This window comes from Marinimicrobium sp. UBA4509, from assembly GCF_002388575.1.
Classification (GTDB): domain Bacteria; phylum Pseudomonadota; class Gammaproteobacteria; order Pseudomonadales; family Cellvibrionaceae; genus Marinimicrobium; species Marinimicrobium koreense.
In genome coordinates, this window is record NZ_DGMV01000047.1 from 22,648 (window position 1) to 46,711 (window position 24,064).

Annotated in this window: 19 protein-coding genes; 7 read left to right on the forward strand and 12 right to left on the reverse strand. The window is 59.5% G+C overall.

Translation table 11 applies throughout. The features are described from left to right. Nucleotides 1–359 precede the first annotated feature (359 nt). Entirely contained in the window at nucleotides 360–2,978 is a 2,619-nt protein-coding gene (gene acnB, locus B3520_RS06900; RefSeq protein WP_286804323.1) for a bifunctional aconitate hydratase 2/2-methylisocitrate dehydratase, read from the forward strand. A 125-nt stretch (nucleotides 2,979–3,103) separates the two neighbouring features. Here the strand turns inward: acnB and B3520_RS06905 are convergent, their stop codons facing one another. Then, nucleotides 3,104–5,563, reverse strand: a complete 2,460-nt coding sequence (locus B3520_RS06905; protein ID WP_286804322.1) for a pectinesterase family protein — start codon at nucleotides 5,561–5,563, stop codon at nucleotides 3,104–3,106. Between the two features lie 150 nt (nucleotides 5,564–5,713). Here B3520_RS06905 and B3520_RS06910 point away from each other — a divergent pair, with 150 nt between their 5' ends. The 3 genes from B3520_RS06910 (at nucleotide 5,714) to B3520_RS06920 (ending at nucleotide 8,478) form a co-directional block, all read left to right on the forward strand. Further along, nucleotides 5,714–6,451 (forward strand): dienelactone hydrolase family protein, encoded by a 738-nt coding sequence (locus tag B3520_RS06910; protein ID WP_286804321.1) that lies wholly within the window; start codon nucleotides 5,714–5,716, stop codon nucleotides 6,449–6,451. A gap of 98 nt (nucleotides 6,452–6,549) precedes the next feature. Next, complete coding sequence (locus B3520_RS06915; RefSeq protein ID WP_286804320.1) at nucleotides 6,550–7,572, forward strand: DUF3080 family protein; 1,023 nt, start codon at nucleotides 6,550–6,552, stop codon at nucleotides 7,570–7,572. A 69-nt stretch (nucleotides 7,573–7,641) separates the two neighbouring features. After that, on the forward strand, nucleotides 7,642–8,478 hold the full coding sequence (locus tag B3520_RS06920) for an SDR family oxidoreductase (protein WP_286804319.1): 837 nt from the start codon (nucleotides 7,642–7,644) through the stop codon (nucleotides 8,476–8,478). A 42-nt stretch (nucleotides 8,479–8,520) separates the two neighbouring features. Here the strand turns inward: B3520_RS06920 and B3520_RS06925 are convergent, their stop codons facing one another. The 5 genes from B3520_RS06925 to B3520_RS06945 all read right to left on the reverse strand — a co-directional run bounded on the left by B3520_RS06925 (nucleotide 8,521) and on the right by B3520_RS06945 (nucleotide 12,254). Beyond that, a complete protein-coding gene (locus tag B3520_RS06925; protein ID WP_024460280.1) occupies nucleotides 8,521–8,979 on the reverse strand; it encodes a methylglyoxal synthase in 459 nt (152 codons plus the stop codon). A 28-nt stretch (nucleotides 8,980–9,007) separates the two neighbouring features. Continuing rightward, entirely contained in the window at nucleotides 9,008–10,030 is a 1,023-nt protein-coding gene (locus B3520_RS06930) for a quinone-dependent dihydroorotate dehydrogenase (protein ID WP_286804318.1), read from the reverse strand. A 57-nt stretch (nucleotides 10,031–10,087) separates the two neighbouring features. Beyond that, nucleotides 10,088–10,309 (reverse strand): DUF2835 domain-containing protein, encoded by a 222-nt coding sequence (locus B3520_RS06935; RefSeq protein WP_123637450.1) that lies wholly within the window; start codon nucleotides 10,307–10,309, stop codon nucleotides 10,088–10,090. Further along, nucleotides 10,306–11,193 carry a substrate-binding periplasmic protein gene (locus B3520_RS06940; RefSeq protein WP_286804317.1) on the reverse strand — a complete coding sequence of 296 codons (888 nt, stop codon included), beginning with the start codon at nucleotides 11,191–11,193 and terminating at the stop codon, nucleotides 10,306–10,308. The genes B3520_RS06935 and B3520_RS06940 overlap by 4 nt, the downstream gene beginning before the upstream one ends. Before the next feature lie 122 nt (nucleotides 11,194–11,315). After that, the gene (locus B3520_RS06945; RefSeq protein ID WP_286804316.1) at nucleotides 11,316–12,254 is read right to left on the reverse strand and encodes a DUF2254 family protein; all 939 of its coding nucleotides are present in this window, start codon (nucleotides 12,252–12,254) and stop codon (nucleotides 11,316–11,318) included. Between the two features lie 170 nt (nucleotides 12,255–12,424). Here B3520_RS06945 and B3520_RS06950 point away from each other — a divergent pair, with 170 nt between their 5' ends. From B3520_RS06950 to dbpA, 3 genes are all read left to right on the forward strand, one after another. Further along, nucleotides 12,425–13,969 (forward strand): glutamate synthase-related protein, encoded by a 1,545-nt coding sequence (locus tag B3520_RS06950; protein WP_286804315.1) that lies wholly within the window; start codon nucleotides 12,425–12,427, stop codon nucleotides 13,967–13,969. Between the two features lie 112 nt (nucleotides 13,970–14,081). Beyond that, on the forward strand, nucleotides 14,082–14,996 hold the full coding sequence (locus tag B3520_RS06955) for a hypothetical protein (RefSeq protein ID WP_123637454.1): 915 nt from the start codon (nucleotides 14,082–14,084) through the stop codon (nucleotides 14,994–14,996). 74 nt (nucleotides 14,997–15,070) lie between these two features. After that, complete coding sequence (gene dbpA, locus B3520_RS06960; RefSeq protein ID WP_286804314.1) at nucleotides 15,071–16,441, forward strand: ATP-dependent RNA helicase DbpA; 1,371 nt, start codon at nucleotides 15,071–15,073, stop codon at nucleotides 16,439–16,441. Nucleotides 16,442–16,453: 12 nt separating this feature from the next. Here dbpA and B3520_RS06965 read toward each other — a convergent pair whose 3' ends face one another. The 6 genes from B3520_RS06965 to B3520_RS06990 all read right to left on the reverse strand — a co-directional run bounded on the left by B3520_RS06965 (nucleotide 16,454) and on the right by B3520_RS06990 (nucleotide 24,044). Further along, nucleotides 16,454–17,659, reverse strand: coding sequence for a pyridoxal phosphate-dependent aminotransferase (locus B3520_RS06965; protein ID WP_123637456.1), 1,206 nt, complete (start codon nucleotides 17,657–17,659; stop codon nucleotides 16,454–16,456). A gap of 13 nt (nucleotides 17,660–17,672) precedes the next feature. Continuing rightward, a complete protein-coding gene (locus tag B3520_RS06970) occupies nucleotides 17,673–19,079 on the reverse strand; it encodes an amidase (RefSeq protein WP_286804313.1) in 1,407 nt (468 codons plus the stop codon). Between the two features lie 16 nt (nucleotides 19,080–19,095). After that, a complete protein-coding gene (locus tag B3520_RS06975; protein WP_123637458.1) occupies nucleotides 19,096–20,040 on the reverse strand; it encodes a D-2-hydroxyacid dehydrogenase in 945 nt (314 codons plus the stop codon). A gap of 28 nt (nucleotides 20,041–20,068) precedes the next feature. After that, nucleotides 20,069–21,328 carry an aspartate aminotransferase family protein gene (locus B3520_RS06980; protein WP_286804312.1) on the reverse strand — a complete coding sequence of 420 codons (1,260 nt, stop codon included), beginning with the start codon at nucleotides 21,326–21,328 and terminating at the stop codon, nucleotides 20,069–20,071. 65 nt (nucleotides 21,329–21,393) lie between these two features. After that, a complete protein-coding gene (locus B3520_RS06985) occupies nucleotides 21,394–22,554 on the reverse strand; it encodes an isocitrate/isopropylmalate dehydrogenase family protein (RefSeq protein ID WP_123637460.1) in 1,161 nt (386 codons plus the stop codon). Between the two features lie 5 nt (nucleotides 22,555–22,559). Next, entirely contained in the window at nucleotides 22,560–24,044 is a 1,485-nt protein-coding gene (locus tag B3520_RS06990) for an NAD-dependent succinate-semialdehyde dehydrogenase (RefSeq protein WP_286875752.1), read from the reverse strand. Between the last annotated feature and the right edge of the window lie 20 nt (nucleotides 24,045–24,064).

Here is a 24,064-nt window from a genome sequence, read left to right on the forward strand (position 1 = left end):
CACCCGCCTGGATGGCGGGTGATGAGCCCCCATGGACGGGTTCACGGCGTGTCTCACAAGGGTATGCCCCGGCGGAGCGCTTTATCCAGAGCACCAAGTTCGATCACCAATCGTTCTCGGTTGGATTACTCACGTCAGACCAACCCAGCGGGCAGGAGCGGGCGGGAGCCGATCCGGGCGCCCTACACAGTTAAGGGGGGTTGCTGTATAATCCGCCGCCGTTGAGCCGTGCCATCAACCGCCTCCCGGGGCGCGGCGCCGGACCCTGGGTCCACTCGCATCCATGACGGTCATGGATAGTCTCTCAAGGCAGAGATCCTGTTGAGAGAGTAACCCCACAAAATCAGAGGAACTCAATCGTGCTTGAAGCCTATCGTACTCACGTCGCGGAACGCGCCGCGGAAGGCGTACCCCCCAAACCGCTGAACGCAGAACAAGTTGCCGAACTGGTCGAACTGCTCAAAAACCCACCCGCTGGCGAAGAAGAGACCCTGGTCGAGCTGATCAGCCATCGCGTCCCCGCCGGTGTGGATGAAGCCGCTTACGTCAAAGCCGCTTTCCTGAGCGCCATCGTGAAAGGCGAAGCCGAAACCCCTCTGATCTCCAAAGAACACGCCGTCAAACTGCTGGGCAACATGCACGGCGGTTACAACATCGAAACCCTGGTCGAGCTGCTGGACAACACGGCTCTGGCTCCCCTGGCCGCCGACGAACTCAAGCACACCCTGCTGATGTTCGACGCTTTCCACGACGTGGAAGAAAAAGCCAAAGCCGGCAACGAATTTGCCAAAGGCGTTCTGCAATCCTGGGCCGATGCCGAGTGGTTCACCAAGCGCCAGAAAGTCCCCGAGAGCATCAAGCTGACCGTATTCAAGGTCACCGGTGAAACCAACACTGACGACCTGTCCCCAGCCCAGGACGCCTGGTCCCGCCCGGATATCCCGCTGCACGCCCTGGCGATGTACAAAAACGAGCGCGAAGGCCTGACCCCGGACGAACCCGGCACCATCGGCCCGATCAAGCAGATCGACGAGCTAAAGAAGAAAGGCTACCCGCTGGCCATGGTGGGGGATGTGGTCGGCACCGGCTCCTCGCGTAAATCCGCCACCAACTCCGTGCTCTGGTACATCGGTGAAGACATCCCGGGTGTGCCCAACAAGCGCACCGGTGGCGTCTGTATCGGCAGTAAAGTGGCGCCGATTTTCTACAACACCATGGAAGACGCCGGCGCGCTGGTATTCGAAGCGCCGGTGGACGACCTGAACATGGGCGACGTCATCGAAGTGCGTCCCTATGAAGGCAAGATTCTCAATGGCGAGACCGGCGAGCTGATTTGCGAATTTGGTCTGAAGTCCGAAGTACTGCTGGACGAAGTCCAGGCCGGCGGCCGGATTCCGCTGATCATCGGTCGTGGTCTGACCGGTAAGGCCCGCGAATCCCTGGGCCTGGCCCCTTCCGACCTGTTCCGCAAGCCCGAGCAGCCCAAGGACACCGGCAAGGGTTACACCTTGGCCCAGAAGATGGTCGGCAAGGCCTGTGGCATGGAAGGTGTGCGCCCCGGTACCTACTGCGAGCCCTACATGACCACCGTCGGCTCCCAGGACACCACCGGCCCCATGACCCGCGATGAGCTGAAAGACCTGGCCTGCCTCGGCTTCTCCGCCGACCTGACCATGCAGTCCTTCTGCCACACCGCCGCCTACCCCAAGCCGGTGGACATCGACACCCAGCACACCCTGCCCGACTTCATCATGACCCGTGGCGGTGTGTCCCTGCGCCCGGCGGACGGCATCATTCACAGCTGGCTGAACCGTATGCTGCTGCCCGATACCGTGGGCACCGGCGGTGACTCCCACACCCGTTTCCCCCTGGGCATCTCCTTCCCGGCCGGTTCTGGCCTGGTGGCCTTTGCCGCGGCTACCGGCGTAATGCCGCTGGATATGCCGGAATCGGTTCTGGTGCGCTTCAAGGGCGACATGCAGCCGGGTATCACCCTGCGTGACCTGGTCAATGCCATCCCCTACTACGCCATCCAGAAGGGTCTGCTGACCGTCGAGAAGAAAGGTAAGAAAAACATCTTCTCCGGCCGCATTCTGGAAGTGGAAGGTCTGCCGGACCTGAAAGTCGAACAGGCCTTCGAAATCTCCGATGCCTCGGCCGAGCGTTCCGCCGCCGGCTGTACCATCAAGCTGGGCAAAGAGCCGATCATCGAGTACCTGAAGTCCAACATCACCATGCTGCGCTGGATGATCGAACAGGGCTACGGCGACGTGCGTACCCTGGAGCGTCGTGCGCGCAAGATGGAAGAGTGGCTGGACAACCCGGAGCTGATGGAAGCCGATGCGGACGCAGAATACACCGAAGTGATCGAAATCGATCTGGCGGAAATCACCGAGCCGCTGCTGGCCTGCCCGAACGATCCGGACGATGTGAAGAAACTGTCCGACGTGCAGGAAACCAAGATCGATGAAGTGTTCATCGGTTCGTGCATGACCAACATCGGTCACTTCCGTGCCGCCGGCAAACTGCTGGAAGCCACCAAAGAGGAGCTGGCCACCCGTCTCTGGATTGCACCGCCCACCAAAATGGACGAGCACCAGCTGATGGAAGAAGGCTACTTCAACATCTTTGGCAGCAAAGGCGCCCGCACCGAAATGCCCGGCTGCTCTCTGTGCATGGGTAACCAGGCGCGAGTGGCTCCGAACTCCACGGTGGTATCCACCTCCACCCGTAACTTCCCGAACCGTCTGGGTCAGGGTGCCAACGTCTACCTGGCCTCGGCCGAGTTGGCCGCGGTAGCCGCCATCACCGGCAAGCTGCCCACCCCGTCGGAGTACCTGGAGTACACCAAAGGCCTGAACAGCATGGCCAGCGATATCTACCGCTACCTCAACTTCAACGAAATTGAGGAATACCAGAAGTCGGCGGACGAAGGTAAGCGCATCGCGTCGGTGCAGATTGAGGAAGTGGCGGTGTAAACCGCCCTACCCTCATCGCCCACAAAAAAGCCCGCTGGCGTGAGTCAGCGGGCTTTTTCATTTTTGTGGCGTCGCACAAACTTGCCAATGAGTGGCATAACGCCGTCGTTGTCAGCCGACCCTGTTTACGGCTGAGGGTTCCAGCCTTCGCCACCGTTATAGGTAGAGAAAATTTGCTCCCTTGAAGAGAACTCGGTTTCGTACTCCTGCTGGCTCAGTGAATAGCTCACCCAACCGCTGGTATCCAGCGGGTCGCCATTGATATCCATGCTGTTGTATTCGCGCCAGCCGTTAGTGGCAGTGGCGGTTTCCGGGTTGGGAGTCGGGTCGGTGTGCCAGGCACTTGAACGGATGTGGTCATCCATCCGGGTATTGACGAATACCACATTGTCGAAATAGTCCTGACTGCCGCCGCTGCGCGCGAGGGCAAACGTATTGTCAGCCACATTGGCACCGGTCGGTCCTTCACCGCGGGTCAGCTCGCTGTTCAGGAACACAAAGCCTTTGACGCTGTCCGGTGTGCGGGCCTGAAGGATATAGCCACCGCTACCGCCATCGGAGCGACCCACCGTGCGAATCTCACTGTTTTCAAACAGCGCCGCCTCCACATAACCCCAAATGTAATCCACGTTGCCAGCAACCAGGGACTCATAGAACCAGCTGTAACCTTTAAGCAACAGGGTGTCCTGCTCGCTCAGAAAGGCAGCGTCTTTGGCCACCAGGCGATGGGGGCTATTGAAGTAAATGGTTTCGGCCTGACCACCCTCCCCGACAAGGGTGGTATTCTCGATCGTGAGGTGCTCAAGAACCAACAGGTCCGCAGACTCGACCAGGAACAATGGGCGACCACTGGTGCCACCATTGAGCTGCTCGTTGTTGCGGTACTCGATGCGGGTATTCTCCCGGCTCTCGCCGCGCAGGGTGAGGTTGTTCTTGTTGCGCAGGTACAGCGGTTCACGGTAAGTGCCGTTCATCACATTGATGGTCACCGCATCGTCTTTGCCCAACTCCAACATGGCATAAGACAGTGCGCCCTGCACCGTGCGGAAATCCGCCTCGCCGGTTTCGGCCACCGTCAGCTCATTACCGGAAGGGGCATCCGCCGTGGTGCTAAACGTCCAGGCGGCGTCTTTACCGAGACCTTCAAATTCAGCCCCATTGAGGGTGCCGTTAATCACCCCATCGGCAATGGCGACATAATAGGTTTCGCCGGGCTCCAGAACTCCGTAATGGGGCGCGATCACCACGCTGTTGCCCTCGACCCAGATCTGCTCCGTGTTGAGGGTGCGCGCACGATCGGCCGATGGCAGGCTGTCCTGCTCGCCCAATACACTGATATTGTCGATCACAGCGTCATCACTGGCGCGGTAAATACGGGCCGAGCCCGCCGCACCGAGCGTGGGAACATCGTCAAAGGTCAGTTTGATCCGGGTATCGCGCAGAATATCGGTTGCACCAACGGCGGGAACAACTCGTTCAGCCAGATCGTAAACCGCGGTTGGCTGGACGAACGCCGGAGTGATTGTGGCTTCAATGGTTCGGATCAGAGTCGCATCAGAGCCGCTGGTAAAGGTGATGGTCGCCTCGCCCTCGGCCAAGGGGCTCAAGTGCACCTGATTGCCCTGCACGTCGACACCGACCACCGCCGTATTCGAGGACTCGACGCTGAACGTATCCGGATCCCCATTGCTCTGCACCGCCGTTACGTCGATCACATAATCATCGGTCTGCGCCTCGGCAATCCATTCACTACTGGCCGGATCAATGGTCAACTGCACCGGCTTGTTGGCCGGATCACCGATGACCACATCATCAATCTCAAACGACTTGTTGGCGGTAAACAGCCCTATATCGCCAATACCGGTGTAGTCGGTATCGGTATGGGAGCCGACATTCTCACCATTGAAGTAGACCGTCAGGGTATCGCCGATCAACTCAAAACGGACCGTGTACCACTGCCCGCCCTCCAGCGTATCTCTGGGGCCCTGGACGATTTCCCGGCCCACCTGGACCGGACGATCGATCGTGCCGTCCACCGACTTGGCGATCTCCACCTTGGTACTGTCGGTGTTGTTCTGCACATTCAGACCCGCGGCATACCAGTTACCTTCACTGTGATAGCGTGCCATCAGGTACAGGAACTTGTTTCCGGTGGTGCTGTTTTCGCGGGGGCGTATCCGCGCTTCCACGTAGTAGTCTTCCGACGGGATTTCAAGAGCGCTCACGTCGATAAAGGCCAACTCGCCGCCCTGACTGGCGGCGGTGAAGCGCAACACGTGGTTGTCGCCATCCTCCACCACATCGAAGGTACCGTTGGGTTCACCCTCCGGGTTATCCGGGGACGACTGCAGAACCCACTGATCGGCCGTGCCATCGGAGAAGTCGTCACAGAAGTACAACCCGCTCTCCGGGCAGACAAATACCGTCGACGCCGGCTCTGACGAGGCGCTCGCGCTGCTGGAGGAGGCCGGATTGCTTGAGGATGAACTGCTGGAGGAGGAACCGTTTTCCGGGGATGAAGAGCCGCCACAGGCGGCCAGCGCACTGCTCAACAGCAGCACGTACAGCCATTTTGGTTGATTCATTGTTTTTACTCTCACGTAATTATTTATAATATGTCATATCAAATGACCCCCAAATAATCTCAGTCGCTCGCCGGCCGGTCAAGCCCCCGGCTTAGGCTCTTTGGTTATACTGTGGTATTTCCCGACCACCCGCTATTGACGGACCCGACCATGCTGATACAAAACGACCATGTCGATCTCGACACTCCCACCGGCACCATGCGCACCTACGTGTACCGCCCCGCGGCCGAAGGTCGCTATCCGGCCATCATTTTCTACTCGGAAATTTTTCAGCAGACCGCCCCCATCGCCCGTTCAGCGGCGATCGTGGCCGGGCACGGCTTCGTCGTCCTGGTACCCGAGGTGGCCCACGAGCTGAATCCGATTGGCACCGTGCTGGGCTACGACGACGCCGGCAAGGAAAAAGGCAACAACGACAAGTTCGCCAAGCCGCTGAAGGATCACGATAGCGACACCGGGGCTATGGTCGCGTTTCTGGAGAAGCAGCAATACTACTCAGGCGCAGTGGGCAGCATGGGAGTCTGCCTGGGTGGGCACCTGGCCTTTCGCGCCGCGTTGAATCCGGCGATCAAGGCGGCCTGCTGTCTGTACGCCACCGACCTGCATTCAAATACCCTACCGGCACCCGACGAAGACCAGACCCTCGCCCGGGCCGGCGAGATCCAGGGGGAGCTGCTGATGATCTGGGGCCGTCAGGACCCACACGTTCCGGATCAACCTAGGGCGGAGATCAATCGCGCTCTCAGGGACGCGGGCTGTACCTTCAGCTGGCTGGAAGTCAACGGCCAGCACGCGTTCATGCGCGATGAGGGCGATCGCTACGATCCGGAGTTGGCATTGCAGTGCTACCAGATGGCGGTCAGTCTGTTTCGGAAAGCGCTGCGCTGAGAGCGGTCAGGGACCCTGACGGTATTTCGCCGCCAATGTCCTGAGCCCACCGCACCCGTGGCTCGTCCGTATCGGTTTCGGGAGCGTACAATAGCGGTATGCGTGTTATTACCTGCCTGCTAACGACTGCCCTGCTATCCGCCTGCCAGCCAACGCCGCCGGCCGAGGCGATGCTGGACGACTACCTGACTCGATTATCCAGGGTGTTATCCGTAGATATTCCCGCCATAGCCGCTGAGCCCGCACCCCGTATGCCGCCACCGCGGGAACTGCAGGTCGAGCTGGAGCCCCTGTCCATCAATCTATTGGATTTCTGGGGGTTTCGTCAGTGCGGCCTGGCCGAGGTACTGGGCGAACGCAACAGTATTCTCGGGCGGGTGATGGTCCCCTCCCAGCACCTGCACATGGACGGTCGTATTCTCCAGCGACTGCGCCATTGCATCCGGACACTGGACGACGCAGAACTGGTGGCGCTGGCCGAAGACCTCGAGCGGCGCAAGCAACAGCAGTGGCCGGCTCGCTACTGGAATGCCAGTGCGGCGGCACCGGAGCTGCGGGCTTTCTGGAGCCCATCCACCACGCCACTGGAACCCGGCCGGGAGGCCACTTTCCAGGAAGCGCTGACCGCCCTCGCCTTTCTATCGCGATTGCCAGAGCGCCTGGAACAGCAACAGTGGCCGGAACGTCCGGAGCTCGAATCGCAATACAAGGCGCTGGAGCAATACGCTCTGGGCGGCAAACTGCTGCAGAGCCTGGTGCTTGGCGAGCGCTATACCCAAGCGGCCAACCGGATGCTGGAACGAGCCCATCAGCAGAAAATGCTCTGCCCGGCGGGCCTGCCGAAGCGAGAGCTCGAATACGCCCGCAACGTCATGGTGAAGGTATTTGTGGGTGAGGTTCAGCCCTGGCTGGCGGCAGTCAATCGTCGAGCCAACAACGTCATGACGCACTATGAAGCGCTGCTGGACCAACAGTCCGCCGAACTGAGGCCTGCCATTGAGCCATTTTTTGATCAAGTGACCACGCAACACCTCGCCTTCCAGAACAGCCTGCGTGACCACGTGGCTCACTGGCAAACCCTGTTCGATGGCTGCGACAGCAAGGCGATTCCGTCGAGGTGACCGGGGCCGGAAAAATCCAGTACACTGCATGCCGTTCTAATGGTTCAACAAACGGCGAGATCATTCCGCATGTCCGACACCAAAACCGTTCTGGTAACCGGCGCCTCCACCGGCATTGGTTACCACTGCGCCAAAGCACTGCAACAAGACGGCTACCGCGTCATTGCCAGCTGTCGAAAACTGCCCGATGTCTCCCGCCTGCAGGCCGAGGGCCTGACCTGCATTCAACTGGATGTTGCGGACTCCGGCAGCATCCACCGGGCCGTCGAGGAAACCCTGCAATTGTGTGACGGGAGGCTGTACGCCCTGTTCAACAATGGCGCCTATGGTCAGCCCGGTGCAGTCGAAGATCTCAACCGGGACACCCTGCGCCGGCAGTTTGAAACCAACTTTTTTGGTTGGGCGGAGCTGACCAATGCCCTGCTCCCCGCCATGATTGCCGCCGGTGAAGGGCGCATCATTCAGAACAGTTCCGTGCTGGGCTTCGCCGCCATGCCTTTTCGGGGGGCTTACAATGCCAGCAAGTTTGCCCTGGAGGGATTGACCGACACCTTGCGCCTGGAACTCGAAGGAACCGGTGTCCATGTCAGCCTGATAGAGCCCGGCCCGATATTGAGTGATTTCCGTAAAAACGCACTGGCGGCGCTGAAAAGCAATATCGACATGCAGAACAGCCGGCATCGGGAAAAGTACGAAAATGCCATTGAGCGTCTGAGCAAAAAGGGGCCCACTCAGCGATTCACTCTGGGGCCGGATGCGGTCTACAAACGCCTGAAACACGCACTGGAAAGTAACCGACCCAAGCCGCGCTACTACGTCACCTTTCCGACCTACCTGATGGGCTATCTGAAGCGGGTGCTGAGCACCCGGAGGCTGGATAAAATCCTGGGGAAAGTGGCCACCTGAGCGACTATCTGTCATTCATCAGACGGTAATCCACGGGCACTTTTATTGTGCCCGTTTTGCCATATACGCTTCGTAGTCCGGAATGGAGCGATCCACTTCGTTGTTGAACAGCGGCGAGGCCACCATGAAATCGGCCGATATCTGGTTGCAGGCCACGGGAATGTTCCACACCGCGGCGATACGCAATAGCGCTTTTACATCCGGGTCGTGGGGCATCGGCTCGAACGGATCCCAGAAAAAAATCAGAAAATCCACTTTGCCTTCAGTGATCAACGAACCCACTTGCTGGTCACCGCCCAGTGGACCGCTGATCAGTTTGTTGATCGGCAGTTGTGTCGCATTGGCGATCACCGTTCCGGTGGTTCCCGTGGCGTAGAGCGTATGGCTCTTCAGGGTCTCCCGGTGCTTGCTGCACCAGGCCACCAGATCCTGCTTTTTGTTGTCATGTGCCACCAACGCAATGCTTTTGTTGTTGGGCAGGGTTACGGTTTTAAATTCCATACTCCACTCGCTTTAGAATCGTTATCGGTTAATCGCGTTTCTCGGCCAGGGCCCGAGTGACATCGGCAATGAGTCGAGGCCCCTGATAGATGAATCCGGTGTACACCTGAACCAACCGGGCACCCGCGGCCATTTTTTCGACGGCACTGGCGCCATCGCTGATACCGCCCACGCCAATAATCGGCAACCGGTCCTTCAGGTGACTGTGCAAGGACGCAATGACATGCGTGCTTTTATCGCGAACCGGCAGACCACTGAGGCCACCGGTCTCTTCACTGTGCGCCAACCCCTCGACCCCTTCCCGGCCAATGGTGGTATTGGTGGCGATCACCCCGTCCATACCCTGCTCCAGCAAGACCTTGGCGACCTGCTCGATGGCCACATCATCCATGTCCGGCGCGATTTTCACGACCAGGGGGACATAGCGCCCAATGGCCTGATAGTGTTTCTGTTGCTCCACTTTCAGACGCTCAAGCATACGGGCCAGGCTGTCACCAAACTGAAGATCACGCAGCCCCGGGGTATTCGGAGAGGAAATATTGAACGTGATGTACTCGGCGTGTTCGTACACCCGATTGAGACAGAAGAGATAGTCATCAACGGCATTTTCCAGAGGCGTGGTGGCGTTCTTGCCGATATTGATTCCCAGGATACCGGAATAACGACGACGCTTGACCTGCTCCACCAGGTGATCCACACCCAAATTGTTGAACCCCATCCGGTTGATGATCGCCTCTTGCTCCGGCAGGCGAAACAGTCGCGGCTTAGGGTTTCCCGGCTGGGGCTTGGGGGTGACCGTGCCGATTTCGACAAAGCCGAAACCGAGCGCGCCCAGCGCATTGAAATAATCACCGTTTTTGTCGAGTCCGGCGGCCAGGCCCAGAGGGTTGGCAAAGCGCAGCCCCATGACTTCGACCGGGTTGTACGCCGCTTTGGGTTTGAACAACGGCAGCAGCTTCAGACGCTCTGCCGCCCCCAGCCAGTCCAGGCTGATGTGGTGAGCGGTTTCAGGGTCCAGTTTGAACAGGGCGTTGCGAATCAGCGAATACATGCAGGGGCTCTTTGCAGCGAGGTGAAACAGCGTCAAAGGATACTGGATTTCGGGTTTCTAGTCGATTTTTTCGATTTTCTTGAAGCGATTGTCGGCATCGAAATGAATCCGGAATCGGCCCCGGATTCCCTCGCGGGTAACAAACTGCCGCAGTATCGGCGCCGGGAAGCGTACACTGCGGCCATCGACGGTCTGGGCAAGCACGCTCTGAGCGCTCCCCTGGTACCAGCGCTGATATTCATCCGGGGAAATATAGAGATTGACGATTACGGCGTTCAAGGGCGATACCACAGCTCCGGGCGGTCCAGTGGGGTGTCGGGCGTCATCAACGGGTTGTCCAGGCGAATGAGGGTACGCTCATTGAGACGGGCCCGCTTCAGACTCTCTCCGAAGTGTGCCATAAGCACCCGATCAAATGAACCATCGTCAATGGCGGCCAACAGACCGCGCTCGATCGCCTCGGCCAGGCGCTCGTTGTTCCGGCGTACAAAAAAGTAATACGCCGATGGATAGACCAGAACCACATGTTCATCCACTGCCAGCTCCAGCTCGGAGAACACCCGCTGCTCTTTCCAGACTTCCACCACCGAGCGGGGAAAGTAGTCGACCCGACCGGCGTACAGCATCTTGAACATCCCCTCCCAGTGGGGCGTGCGGATCACGGGCAGACCGTTATGTTCCAGAATGGCGCTATCTGGCCAGTCATGCCCCTGGACGGTTTTCAGGTCTCGCAGCGGTGCCAGGTCAGTCATGTTGGCAAACTGGTCCTCGTCGCCCGAACGAACCATCAGCAATCGCCAGCCGATCAACCCTTTGAACAGCGGCACCCGAATGGGGCGCAACACAGTCTCTCGGGTCTTGTTGGTATTCATCCAGTGGATGTCGTACATGCCTTTCGCCACAGACATAACACTGCGACTCTCACGAAAGTTTGATAGCGTGACGGGATCCAGAACATACTCCTCCCCCGCCTTATCCAGCGCCAGGGTCAGTAGCTCCAGAAAGTAGTTGGGCCAAGTCTGGCCGTATTCTTCGCCCAGCACCGGGTATCGAATCACCAGTGCCTCACCCTCAGCGGTATTGCTGTCGGCCCAGGAAGCACCGCTCAGTACCACTGCCAGGAGCACCCCTTTCCACACCGTTTTTATAACCTGAAGTCGCATTTTTTCTCGCCCTATCCGCATAATAGTTATTAATCATCAAGAACTGCGGAACCATAGGCACAATAACGAATTCACGCACCAATTCAAAGCACGACGCATCGCCATTTTCAACCGAAGGGTCGTCAGGTATCGACAGTTTTGGACAGCGCGACGGCGCGTACCGACGCCCGGTCCTCGGCCAGGTCCATGGCGCGATCTGAACGCGCCAGTGCCAGTCGGGAGTGCCGGGTTGCGGCGCAGACCATGGTCTGATCCTCCAGAGCCGCAAGAGCACACAGCGCCTTCTGAAGTCGAATCGCCACTTCGGCAATCCCGGCACCATCCCGGGCAATCGCGGTAAAAACATCATCAAACAGATCATCCACTGACAGCTCGGGGACCCATACCCGATCGTACCGTGTCGCGGCTAGCTCGCCCTGCTCCAGGGGCCGGCGCCAGAGGGTGAACAGACGCACCAGGGTGCCAATCACATCGATCGCGGTCCCCGGATCGTTGACGCCGGGAGACAGCGCCTCAGCCGTCGACTCTTCAACCCGTTCAATGGTGTTGACCACCCGCCCCAGCCGGGCAATGCGATCGACCCAGCGGACAAAGGTAATGATGACAATGCCAAAGACCCATACGGTCAGGGCAAAGATGGTGAACAGGCCGGCCCCCTGAAAGTAGCCATTTGTGACCGCGATCAGCGCCACCAGACTGAAGATGAAAGCGCCAATAAAGGCCGACAGCGCGCTCTGGGTGACATCATCGGCAATCACCAGGGGAATGGATCGAGGCGTGGCGGCCGTGCTCGCGGAGGCGTAGGCCGCGACCATGGAGCCCACGGCGAAGGTCGCTATCACCAGCATGCTGGATGCCATCACCGAGAGCAGCGCTTCCACCGAGTCGAGACTGACGACAGGGAGAATGTCGGCAAATGGGGCGCCTTCTGCGAGCTTGGCCAGGAATACACCGCCGACAGAAAGCACGCAAAGCGCCAGGGGTTTCACCCAAAGGCGCTCTCGAATTCGCTGGACGAGAAAACGCACCCGGTCTAACCTCAGGAAAGAGGATGGTTTCATAAATTCAGATAGGCCTGCCGCCGTTAAGCCATAGCGCCTAAAGCCTAGGCCCGGCACCCTGAAGCGTCAAGCGTTTGGGTTCTGCGGAAAACACATCTATTATTCAAGGATAGGCGTACCCAGAGCGCAACCCATCGGTAATACCTGTACCCACATAACAAGGAGCCACCATGAGCCAGCCCGTGATCGCCGACAACAAACCCGCCAAAGTGACACTCAAAAAAGGCGAAGAGTACGCTTTCTGCCGCTGCGGGCGCTCCAAGGATCAACCCTTCTGCGATGGCTCCCACTCCGGAACCGGCTTTACCCCCAAGATGTTCAAGGCCGAAAAAGACGGCGATGCCTTTCTCTGTCAATGCAAGCACACCGACGATGCCCCCTTCTGCGACGGTACTCACAAGCAGTTCAGTGATGATCAGGTGGGGAAAGAGGGGCCTGCCTGGGAAAAGGACGAGCAGAGTGGTGCTCCAACCGCCAAAGCGACACCGGAGGAGCCCACAGTCGAATTCATTCACCTGCTCGCACGGGAAGGACTGAAAAATCTCGGCAGCCACGGGCCGGTATCGGCCATGGGCGTCCCGCGCAACGAACTGCCCCACTGGGATGACCTCCAGATCATGGTCGCCCAGATGGCGACAAAGCCCCTGATGGAGGATGTCTCCATTGATACGGAACTGGTGGTCGGGCCCGAGGCGAAAAAACCACTCAGTCTGAAGATTCCCCTATTGGTCTCCGATATGAGCTTTGGCGCCTTATCGGAGGAAGCTAAAGTGGCCTTGGCCAAAGGTGCCGAGCGGGCCGGCACCGGCATCTGCTCCGGCGAAGGCGGCATGCTCCCGGAAGAAAAAGCCGAAAACAGTCGTTATTTTTACGAGCTCGCCAGCGCCAAGTTTGGCTACAAGGAGAAGCTGTTGAGCGATATCCAGGCGTTCCACTTCAAAGGGGGTCAGGGCGCCAAGACCGGCACTGGTGGTCATTTACCGGGTAACAAAAACACCGAAAAGATCGCTCAAGTTCGCCAGATAACCGCTGGCGAACCCGCCACCTCTCCACCCACGTTCAAGGACCTGTCCAGCGTCAAGGATTTCAAGCGCTTCGCTGACCGGGTGCGGGAGATATCGGGTGGCGTCCCGGTCGGTTTCAAATTGAGCGCCAACCATATCGAGCGGGACATTCAATTCGCGCTGGATGCCAGTGCGGATTACATCATTCTGGACGGTCGGGGCGGCGGCACGGGTGCGGCCCCCGAGATGTTCCGCGATCACATCAGCGTGCCCACCATTCCCGCCCTGGCGCGGGCCCGGCGCTATCTGGATGAGCAGAAAGCCAGTGGCCGGGTGACCCTCATCATCACCGGTGGACTCCGGGTTCCCATGGACTTTGTGAAGGCGCTGGCACTGGGCGCCGACGGTATCGCACTGTCCAACAGCGCCATTCAGGCGGTCGGCTGTGTGGGAGCGCGAATCTGCAATACCAACAATTGCCCCGCCGGTATCGCCACACAGCGCGAGGATCTGCGCAAGCGACTCAATGTCGATCAATCCGCCGAGCGTCTGAGTACTTTCTTTGACGCATCGGTGCAGTTGATGAGCGTCATGGCCAGGGCCTGCGGTCACAACGCGCTGCGGGACCTCAACCAGGAAGACCTGGCCACCTGGCATCGGGAGATGGCTCTCCTGTCGGGGGTTCGATACGCGGGCATCGGCACCCCCTGAACCCGCTTGTCTGGAGGCGCCCAGGGTGTGGTTGGCGCCTCCGGAGCAGACGTCACCGCAACATTCGATTATCATGGGTGGACAGACTCAACGACAGGCTCTGATCCGCCCGATGCGACTGACAGCCCTACTGCTTCTATTGGCACTCTGCCAGGCCACCTTCGCCGCCCGGTCAACGGAGGCGGCGGAAGTGGTGGTCGACATCCCCTATATGGAGCGGGCGGGGCTGCACCTGGACTATGCCATTGATTTGCTGACCCTCGCCCTGGCGCTGTCCGAACAGCGCTATGGCCCCTATAAAATCGTGCAGCAGCCGTCCCAAACCGTTATCCGCCGTCAGTTACTTGAACTACAGAAAAATGAGCGTTTGTCGGTCGCCATCTCCATGCCCATGCCGGAATGGCTGAACAATGCCGAACAGATTCCGTTTCCTATCATGAAGGGCTTGGCCAGTTACCGCCTGTTTTTCAGCCACCGTCAGAATCTGGAGCGGGTCAATGCCATTGAAGGTCTGGCAGCGCTCAAAACCCTGAAAATCGGACAGGGCGCGGGCTGGTCTACCGCTAAAATCCTCGAGGATAACGGCTTTGAGGTCGTGTACGGCGGGCCTTACGAGACACTGTTTCCGATGCTGCTGGGAGATCGCTTCCAGTTACTCATGCGCGGGGTGTACGAAATCAAGCCCGAACTGGAGGTCTACCAGCCCGACATGCCCGACCTGGCGATGGTGGATGAGATTGCCATATACACTTACCTGCCGATGTACTTTTTTGTATCCCGAAAGCAACCGGAACTGGCCGAGCGATTGAACTTCGGTCTGAAAAAAGCGCACGAAACCGGTCAGTGGGACGCGCTGTTTTATCACTATTTCAGTGATACGCTCAGCCTGCTGAACCTCGAAACAAGACGGGTGTTTTATCTGAACAATACCAATATTGACCGTTCTTTCTATGCCAACGACAAGCCCTATCTGCTGCCGTCCATTGTGACGTTGGAGTCGCAGCGACAACAAGCCATCACCGATTGACGCCGTCCCGCTCTGAATGCCGGAACAACACCGGACACTTATCCGATTCAATCCATTTTTTGAGAGAGTGACTTTTGACCCCTACCGACTTTGCGACCCTGCCCCTCGATCCTGCTCTGCTTCGCAACCTGGATTCCCTGGCGTACCACCAGATGACGCCGGTTCAGGCCCAGAGCCTACCCGAGGTGCTGGCCGGCCGGGATGTGATCGTTCAGGCACGTACCGGTTCTGGTAAAACCGCCGCCTTCGGGCTGGGCCTGTTGCACAAGCTTCAGGCGCAACGCTTTCGCATTCAGTCACTGGTGCTGTGCCCGACCCGGGAGCTGGCCGACCAGGTGGCCGAGGAAGTGCGCACCCTGGCGCGAACCCTGACCAATATCAAAGTGTTGACGCTTTGCGGCGGTGTGCCGATCGGACCGCAGATCGGCTCTCTGGAGCACGGTGCGCACATCGTTGTGGGCACACCCGGGCGGATCGAGGACCATCTTCGCAAAGGCACGCTGAATCTGAGCACCGTGGATACCCTGGTGCTTGATGAAGCGGACCGGATGCTGGATATGGGGTTTCAACCCGTGCTGGACCGGATTGTCGAACACATCCCCTCGGACCGACAGACACTGCTGTTCAGCGCCACTTTTCCTCCGGAAATTGAATCCATCGCACAGCGGATCATGAATCAACCGGTTCGCATTACCGTTGAGGAGCGTCACGATGAGCGCAGCATTGAAGAGCTTTTTTCGCCGATTGACGGGCTGTCCCGCCCCGAAGCGGTGCGTCTGCTGCTGTTGGCGGAACGACCGAACGCCGCCCTGGTATTCTGCAATACCAAACAGGGCGTCAAAGCCCTGACCCAACACCTGAACCAGAATGGTCTCAACACCCAGGCGCTGCACGGTGATCTGGATCAGAGAGAGCGGGATCAGACCATGGTGCTGTTTGACAACAACAGCTGTTCGATCCTGGTGGCCACAGACGTCGCCGCCCGAGGGCTGGATATCGACGCCGTGGACCTGGTGATCAACCATGAAATCGCCCGGGACAGCGCGGTGCACACGCATCGGGTGGGGCGCACCGGCCGTGCCGGCCGCCAGGGGAAGGCCATTACCCTGTTTGATGAAAAAGAACGTTTCAAATTGGCCCGCCTGGGGGACTCACTCACCATCGAGCCGCTACCGGACAAGGGCATTCTCACACAGCCGCCCTATCGGGCGCCGATGGCCACCTTGCAGATCGACGGCGGGAAAAAACAGAAAGTACGCCGGGGCGATATTCTCGGTGCGCTCACCGCACCCGGCGGACTGGACGGTCAACAGGTGGGCAAAATACACCTGCAGGACCTGCGAGCCTACGTCGCGGTCAAACGCTCGGAAGCCACGATCGCCCTGGAGATGATCAACAAAGGCAAACTGAAAGGCCGACAGTTCCGCGCCCGCCTGGTGCGATAAGCGGATGCCTCGTCAGTCGAAGTCCTGCTGTTCCATCCAGGGAATGATGCGCTCGAACGCTTTCTCGATATTGTCCATGGAGGTGGAATAGCTCAGCCGCAGGGAATTGCTGCAGCTACTGCCAAAGGTTTCCCCGGGGATGGTGCACACCCCGGTTTCCTTGAGCAGACGCAACGCGATATTGGTACCGTTGGCGCCCTCCGGCAATGACGGAAACAGGTAAAACGCCCCTTCCGGGACATAGCCGGTCATGTGCGGCGTCTGCTCCACCAGCTCCACCAGACGATCCCGGCGCGCGGTGTATTCCTTGAGCATGTGATTGATGAAATCATTGCCGCCGTGCAGTGCCGCCACCCCGGCCCACTGGAACGGGGTATTGGCCACGGTGGTGGTGAACATGTGGTAGCGACGCAGTTTTTTGATCGCCCCCTGACTGCCAATCAGCCAACCGATGCGCATACCCGCCATGCTGTAGGTTTTGGAAAAACTACTGACCACCATTACATGATCGAGATCGCTGCAGCAGGACAACACCGATGGGTAGGTTTTTCCGTCGTAAATGAGATGGTCGTACACCTCATCACTGATGATCTGGATACCGCGATAAGCGGCTTCTTCAACAATCGCCTCCAGGGTTTCCCGCGGATAGACCGTACCGGTGGGATTACTCGGTGAATTGAGCACAATACCGTAGGTATGGGGCTCGATCGCGTCGATGACTTCCTGGGGATCCAGTTGGTGATTGTTTTCCGCGCGGGTGGGAATTTCGGTGACCTCCCCCCCGTTCATCCGGATCAATGGGGAGTACAACATGAACGCCGGATCTGGCACGATGAAATGCCGCCCCGGCGCGGACACGGCGGTCAGCGCCAGGTAAAGCGCCTCGGTGGCGCCGGTGGTGATCATGATGTTGTCCGGGCTCAAGGTCCGCTGGTACCGCTCGCCGTAGTAGATCGCGAGCGACTCCAGCAACTCGGGCAGGCCGGCATCCATGGTGTAGCCGGTCTGGCCACGCTGCAGCGCTTCCACCCCCGCGTTGATCACATTCTGAGGCGTCGGCAGGTCCGGTTGGCCGATGGACAGATGAATCACATCGTCCATGGTGGACGCCAGGTTGACCATTTTCCGGATGCCCGGAATCGGAATGGTCATCAAGGCCGGATTCCAGATGGGATCCTCGGATTCGTAGAACTCGAAATCCATATTGCTCAGTGGCATACCGCTTCCCCCTTCAAGACATCAGTGCCGGACGACGATCGGTCAGATCGTTGGCCTGCTGATACGCATCGGCGGTTTGCAACACCAAAGCGTCATTATAGCGCGCCCCCACCAGTTGCAGGCCGATGGGCATACCACCCGAATCAAAACCACAGGGCACGGTAATGGCGGGCTGCCCGGTCATGTTGAACGGATAGGTAAAGGGCGTCCAGGTGGGCCAGCGGGTATTGGGCCAGTCCTCCGGGACTTCCCGTCCGGTCTTGAACGCGGTAATGGGCAAGGTGGGCGTCAACAGCAGATCGTACTTCTGGTGGAAATTCGCCATGCGCTCACGCAGGCGCATGGATTCATCCACCGCGCCCATATAATCAATCATGGTCAGTCTGCCGGCCTTTTCCGCGACCTTGACCAACTGAGGGTCCATCCGCTCGCGTTTTTTGGTGCCCAGCTCGCGCATGGCATTGGCCGCGCCGCCGTAGAACAGATGGCCAAAGGCGGGTAAAGGATCGCTGAAGCCCGGGTCCACCCGGACCACCTCGGCGCCCAGCTCCCGGAACAGTTCAACCGACTGCGCCACCGCCCGTTCAACCTCCGGGTCAACGTCGACATAGCCCAGATTGGGACTGTAGGCGATGCGCAGCCCTTTGATACTGCGCCCCAGGTTCCCCAGATAATCAATATGTCGACGGGGAATGGCCCGGGTGTCGCGATGATCATGCTCGGTGATCACATTCATCATCAGGGCACAATCCTGCACCGTCCAAGTCATGGGGCCCGCCTGGGTCAGCAAGCCGAACGGACTGGCGGGCCAGTGGGGTACTTCGCCCGCGGAGGGTTTGAAACCCACCAGGCCGCAGAAGGACGCGGGAATACGGATGGAACCACCGGAGTCCGTGCCCAGCGCCAGTGGTGCCATCCCCAACGCCACCGCCACGGCGCTGCCGCCACTGGCACCACCGGCGGTTTTCTGTGGGTTCCAGGGGTTATTGGTTACCCCATCGACCGGATTGTCGGTCACCGCTTTCCAGCCGAATTCCGAGGTGGTGGTTTTGCCGATGGGCACATAACCGTGGCGGGCCAGTGCCGCGGTGGAGGGGGTCGTCCTGTCCAGCGTATGTTTGGGGTCCACCGCCAGAGAGCCCTTACGGGTGGGCCACATGGGGGTAAAAAACACATCCTTCACCGCCACCGGCACACCGTCGAGCGTACCCTGGGGCTGATGCTGTTGATAGCGCTGTTCGGACTCGCGCGCCAGCGCCAGGGTGGTGTCGCGATCCACCAGGCAAAACCCGTTGGTTTCGGAATCCACCCGCTCAATCTGATCGAGCATGGCCGTGGCCACCTCGACCGGTGACAGGGACCCGTCCCGATACTGCTCCAGAAGTTCTACCGCGGTCATCCGCAACATCGTTTGGCTCATCAACGGCCCTCCCCGGTCAGCCTTTGGATACCAGATTGTTCAGTGCTTCACCCGCCTGCCAGCGGGTGAAGTTGTCGGTGAATTGTTCGCCCAGCGCCCGGCGCCAGCCGATAAAGTCACCGGCCATGTGGGCGGAAATCATCACATTGGGTTTATCCCACAGGGGATGATTCTCGGGCAGGGGCTCTTCCTCGAAGACATCCAGCGCCGCCCCGGCAATGTCACCCTGTTCCAGCGCCGCAAGCAACGCCTCAGAGGCCACAATGGGCCCGCGCCCGACGTTGATCAGATGCGCCGACGGCTTCATGGCCCGAAAGGTTTCCCGGTCGAACAGGCCTTCGGTATCCGGTGTTAACGGCGCGGTGATCACCACATAATCGACATGGGGCAACACCGCCATCATGTCTTCCTGGGCGTGCACCTTGCGAAACCCTTCAATAGTCCGCTCGGTTCGGGCGGTGCCTTCAACCTCGAGCCCCGCCGCATTGAGCAACTGCCCCACCGTGGTGCCAATCGAACCGGCGCCGACTATCAGTACACGTTGGCGATCAATCAGCCGGGTTTCCCGGTGCTGCCAGCGATGCAGACGCTGGTAGTTGAGGTTCCCCATGGTGTCTTTGGCAAACAACAGAATGGCCCCCAGCACATATTCGGCAATACCTCGATTGAAAATGCCCCGGGCATTGGTCACGGGAATGTCGCTGTCGCGCAGCGCCGGGAACATCAGCGCATCCACCCCCGCGCTGGTGGCATGCACCCAACGCACGCTGGGCTTTTCAGGCCAACAGCGCTCGATCATTCCTGAACGGAAGTCGGTGACCACCAGAATGTCGGCTCGGGTCAGCGCCTCGGTCAGGGCCTGCTCGTCTCTCACGTGGGTCACCCGAACCGAATCGGGCAGCCCATCCAGGCCTGGCAGATCCGGTTCGTCGTCGGCCGTGAGTACCGCTACTTCGGTCATGATGGATCCCTTTGAGTCGATTCAGTCGTTACAGTTCAGAGGCAACGGCTTCGAGCACTTTGCCGAAACGGTCCGCCGCATCGTCCACTTCTTCCGCCGAAACCACCAGCGGCGGCAACCAGCGGATGATCTGCCCGGCGGTGCCGCAGCGCAGCAAAAGCAGTCCACGCTTCTCGGACTCCTTTGCCAGTTTTTCCGCAATGTCCGCTCGGGGTCGATCCGGGCTGTGGGCGATCTCCATGCCCAGCATCAACCCCCGACCACGCAGGTCATCGATCCAGGCGTACTCTTTCTTATACGCCTCCAACCGAGCATACAGCTGTTCGCCTCGCTCGGCGGCATTGGCGACCAGCTTCTCGCCCTCGACCACGTCGAGTGTCGCCAACGCAGCGGCACAGGCCACCGCATTGGCACCGTAGGTCCCACCCTGCGAACCGGGCAAGCCTTGGTTCATCAGCGACTGGGACGCGGCAATCGCCGACAGCGGAAAACCACTGGCCAAGCCTTTGGCGGTAATGACAATGTCTGGGTGGACATCGGCATGTTCATGGCTCCAGAAGCGCCCGGTGCGGCCGTAGCCGGCCTGGATTTCATCGGCAATCAACAGGATGTTGTGGTCTTTACAGCGCTGGGCGATGCCTTCCAGAAAGACCTTCGGAGCCGGGTAATAGCCATATTCACCCTGCACCGGCTCAATGATCATGGCCGCAGTATCTGAGGGCGCACTGTGGGTTTTCAGGATTTCATCCAGCTCGCGCAGGCAGAACTCCACCGCCGCCTGTTCGTCCCAACCATAGCGATAGGCGTGGGGAAAGGGGGCTGTCACCACCCCGGCCATCATGGGGTGAAACCCGGTGCGCACTTTGGTACCGGAGGTGGTCATAGAGGCAGCGGCCATGGTCCGACCATGAAAACCGCCGTGAAAGGTCAGGATGTTCGCCCGGCCGGTGGCGTGTCGAGCCAGCCGCAAGGCCATTTCGACCGCCTCGGAACCGGAGTTGGCAAACGCCACCGAATCGATGCCCTTGGGCATTTTTTCCACCAGGCGATCGGTCAATTTGAGCATGGGTTCATGGGTCACCGTGGTGTACTGGGCATGAATGACTTTACCCACCTGCTCCTGTGCCGCCTTGACCACCGTGGGATGGCAGTGGCCCGTGCCGGTGACTCCAATACCCGAGGTAAAGTCCAGATAAGCCTGACCGTCAGTATCGTAAAGCCAGGCGCCCTCGCCGTGTTCAACGCAGACGTTACTGGACTGTTTCAGGAGTGGCGACAGATGGCTCATGGATAGTGCTCCTGTTTTCTCGATGGTGCTTTCATTTACGATTGGTGATGATATTCAATCCATTCTCATGAAAGATGCCCGAGAATGGATTGGGTGATCTCATCGGTGGTGCGCGCACCGCTGTTCTGCTCTTGTGATTGACGATGTTGTGCCTGCAGATCTTCGGCAACCGCCGAGCGCAAGGATTGCGCCGCATCCGCCAGACCGAGCCAGTCGAGCATCATCGCCGTGGTCAACAGCATGGCGCTCGGGTTCGCGATACCCTGCCCCGCGATATCCGGCGCGCTGCCGTGGGTCGGCTCGAACAGGGCCGGCCGGGACTTGTCATCGGGGTTGATGTTGCACGAGGGCGCCACACCCAGTCCACCGGCCAACACGGCGGCCAGGTCGGTCAGAATGTCGCCGTGCAGGTTGCTGGCCACCACGACATCGAACTGCCAGGGGCACTGGACAAACTTCATGCAGGCGGCGTCCACCAGTTCGTGATGCACGCCAATGTCCGGATACTCCCGCGCGACCTGTTCAAAGACCTCGGTATACATTTCACCCCAATGCGGTTGTGCATTGCGCTTTGTAATCAGGCACACCTGGGCGCCCTTCAGGCCCGAGCGGTCGCACAGGTACTCGCGCAGCTCGCCGTCCTGCTCTCGCAACGTCAGTCGCTCCCTGGCCCGATTGAAGGCATGCCGGATCAGTCGTTCGGTGGCCTTGCGGGTAAACACTTCCAGTTGGGTGGCGGTCTCATCCGGCGTGCCGGCGCGCAGTCGCCCACCCTGATTGACGTATTCGCCCTCACTGTTTTCCCGAATGACCAGCATGTCGATATCTTTGGCCCGCTCATCGGCGAGGTACTGGGGCGCTCCCGGAAGCAGGCGCGCCGGGCGCTCACAGGCCCAGAGATCCAGGCCTTTGCGGAAAGTCAGCAACGGCGCCAGAGACACACCGTCGGATAACCGGTAACGCTTGGGATCGCTGGTCGGCCCCGGATCGCCAAGCGCACCCAACAACAGGGCCTGATAGTCGCCGAGCCGCTCCAGCGCATCCGCCGGCATCATTTCGCCGTGCTCACGATGCCAGGCGGTACTCGGCCAGGGCAGTGTGTCCCAGCTCAGAGGCAGGTCATACCGCTGGCGCAAGGTGTCCAGCACCCGTTCGGCCGCGGCGACCACTTCCACACCGATACCGTCTCCGGGCATCAACGCCAGCTTGATCGGTTGCTGGGCCATGGCCGTTACTCCCCACCCATGCAGAGGTATTTGATTTCCTCGTATTCGGCCATACCGTGACTGGACCCTTCCCGTCCCAGTCCCGATGCTTTCATGCCACCGAAAGGTGCGGCGGCATTGGACACGGCGCCCTCGTTGACGCCGATAATGCCACTCTCCAGCGCATCGGCGACACGCCAGACGCGATGAATGTTCTGGCTGTAAAAGTACGCCGCCAGACCATAGGGCGTATCGTTCGCCAGGCGAATGGCGTCGTCTTCAGAGTCAAACGCCATGACCGCGGCCAGGGGGCCAAAGGTTTCTTCGTGACAGACCTGCATTTCCGGTTTGATACCGGTGAGCAACAGTGGCTCCACATAGTTGCCCCTGTCGCCCTCCGGTGCCGGACCGAAGACCCGCTTGGCCCCTTTGCTCATGGCGTCCTGATAATGCTGCTGGACCTTTTCGACCGCCGCGCGGTTGATCAATGCGGATTGATTGACCCCTTCTTCAAAACCGTCGCCGACCTTGAGTGTCTTCATGGCCTCGGTGAGTTTTTCAACGAAGGCATCGTGCACGCTGCGCTGCACCAGAAACCGGTTCGCGCACACGCAGGTCTGGCCGGTGTTGCGAAACTTGGAGGCCATCGCCCCCTCGACCGCTTTATCCAGATCGGCATCATCAAACACGATAAACGGCGCATTGCCGCCCAGCTCGAGGGACACTTTCTGAATGTGTTCGGCGCACTGGGACATGAGAATACTGCCCACCCGGGTAGAACCGGTAAAACTGAGCTTGCGCACCACCGGGCTACGGGTCAGCGCCTCGCCGATTGGTTGGGGTTTGCCGGTGATGACGTTCAGCACACCGGCGGGCACTCCAGCCTCCTCGGCCAGTTGCGCCAGCGCCAGCGCCGTATAGGGTGTTGCCTCGGCGGGTTTGACGATCATTGAGCAACCCGCTGCCAGCGCTGCGCCCGCTTTGCGGGTGATCATGGCGGCCGGGAAATTCCAGGGGGTGATACAGCAGGTCACGCCCACAGGCTGACGGGTCACCACAATATGCTGACCGGGTTTGGCGCCGGGAATGGTTTCGCCATAAGCGCGGCGCGCCTCCTCGGCAAACCATTTGATAAACGATGCGGCGTAATTCACTTCGCCCTTGGCTTCGGCCAGGGGTTTGCCCTGCTCAAGCGTCATCAGGGCACCGAGGTCATCGGTATGATCCAGCATCAACTGATACCAGCGCATCAATACCTCATTGCGCTCATTGGCCGTCTTGTGACGCCACACCTGAAAACCCTTCTCGGCTTCCGCGATGGCACGTGCCGTGTCCTGCTCATTGCAGTTGGGAACCTGGCCGATGATCTCCCCCGTTGCCGGGTTGTCCACGTCCAGCGTTGCACCGCTTTGCGCCTGCGACCATTGGCCACCGATGTAACAGGCTTGCTGAAACAGTGCCGCGTGGCGGAGTTTGATCGGGGCTGTTTGCTGGGTCTTGGCCATCGTCATCGAGCTCCTGTCCATCTCAT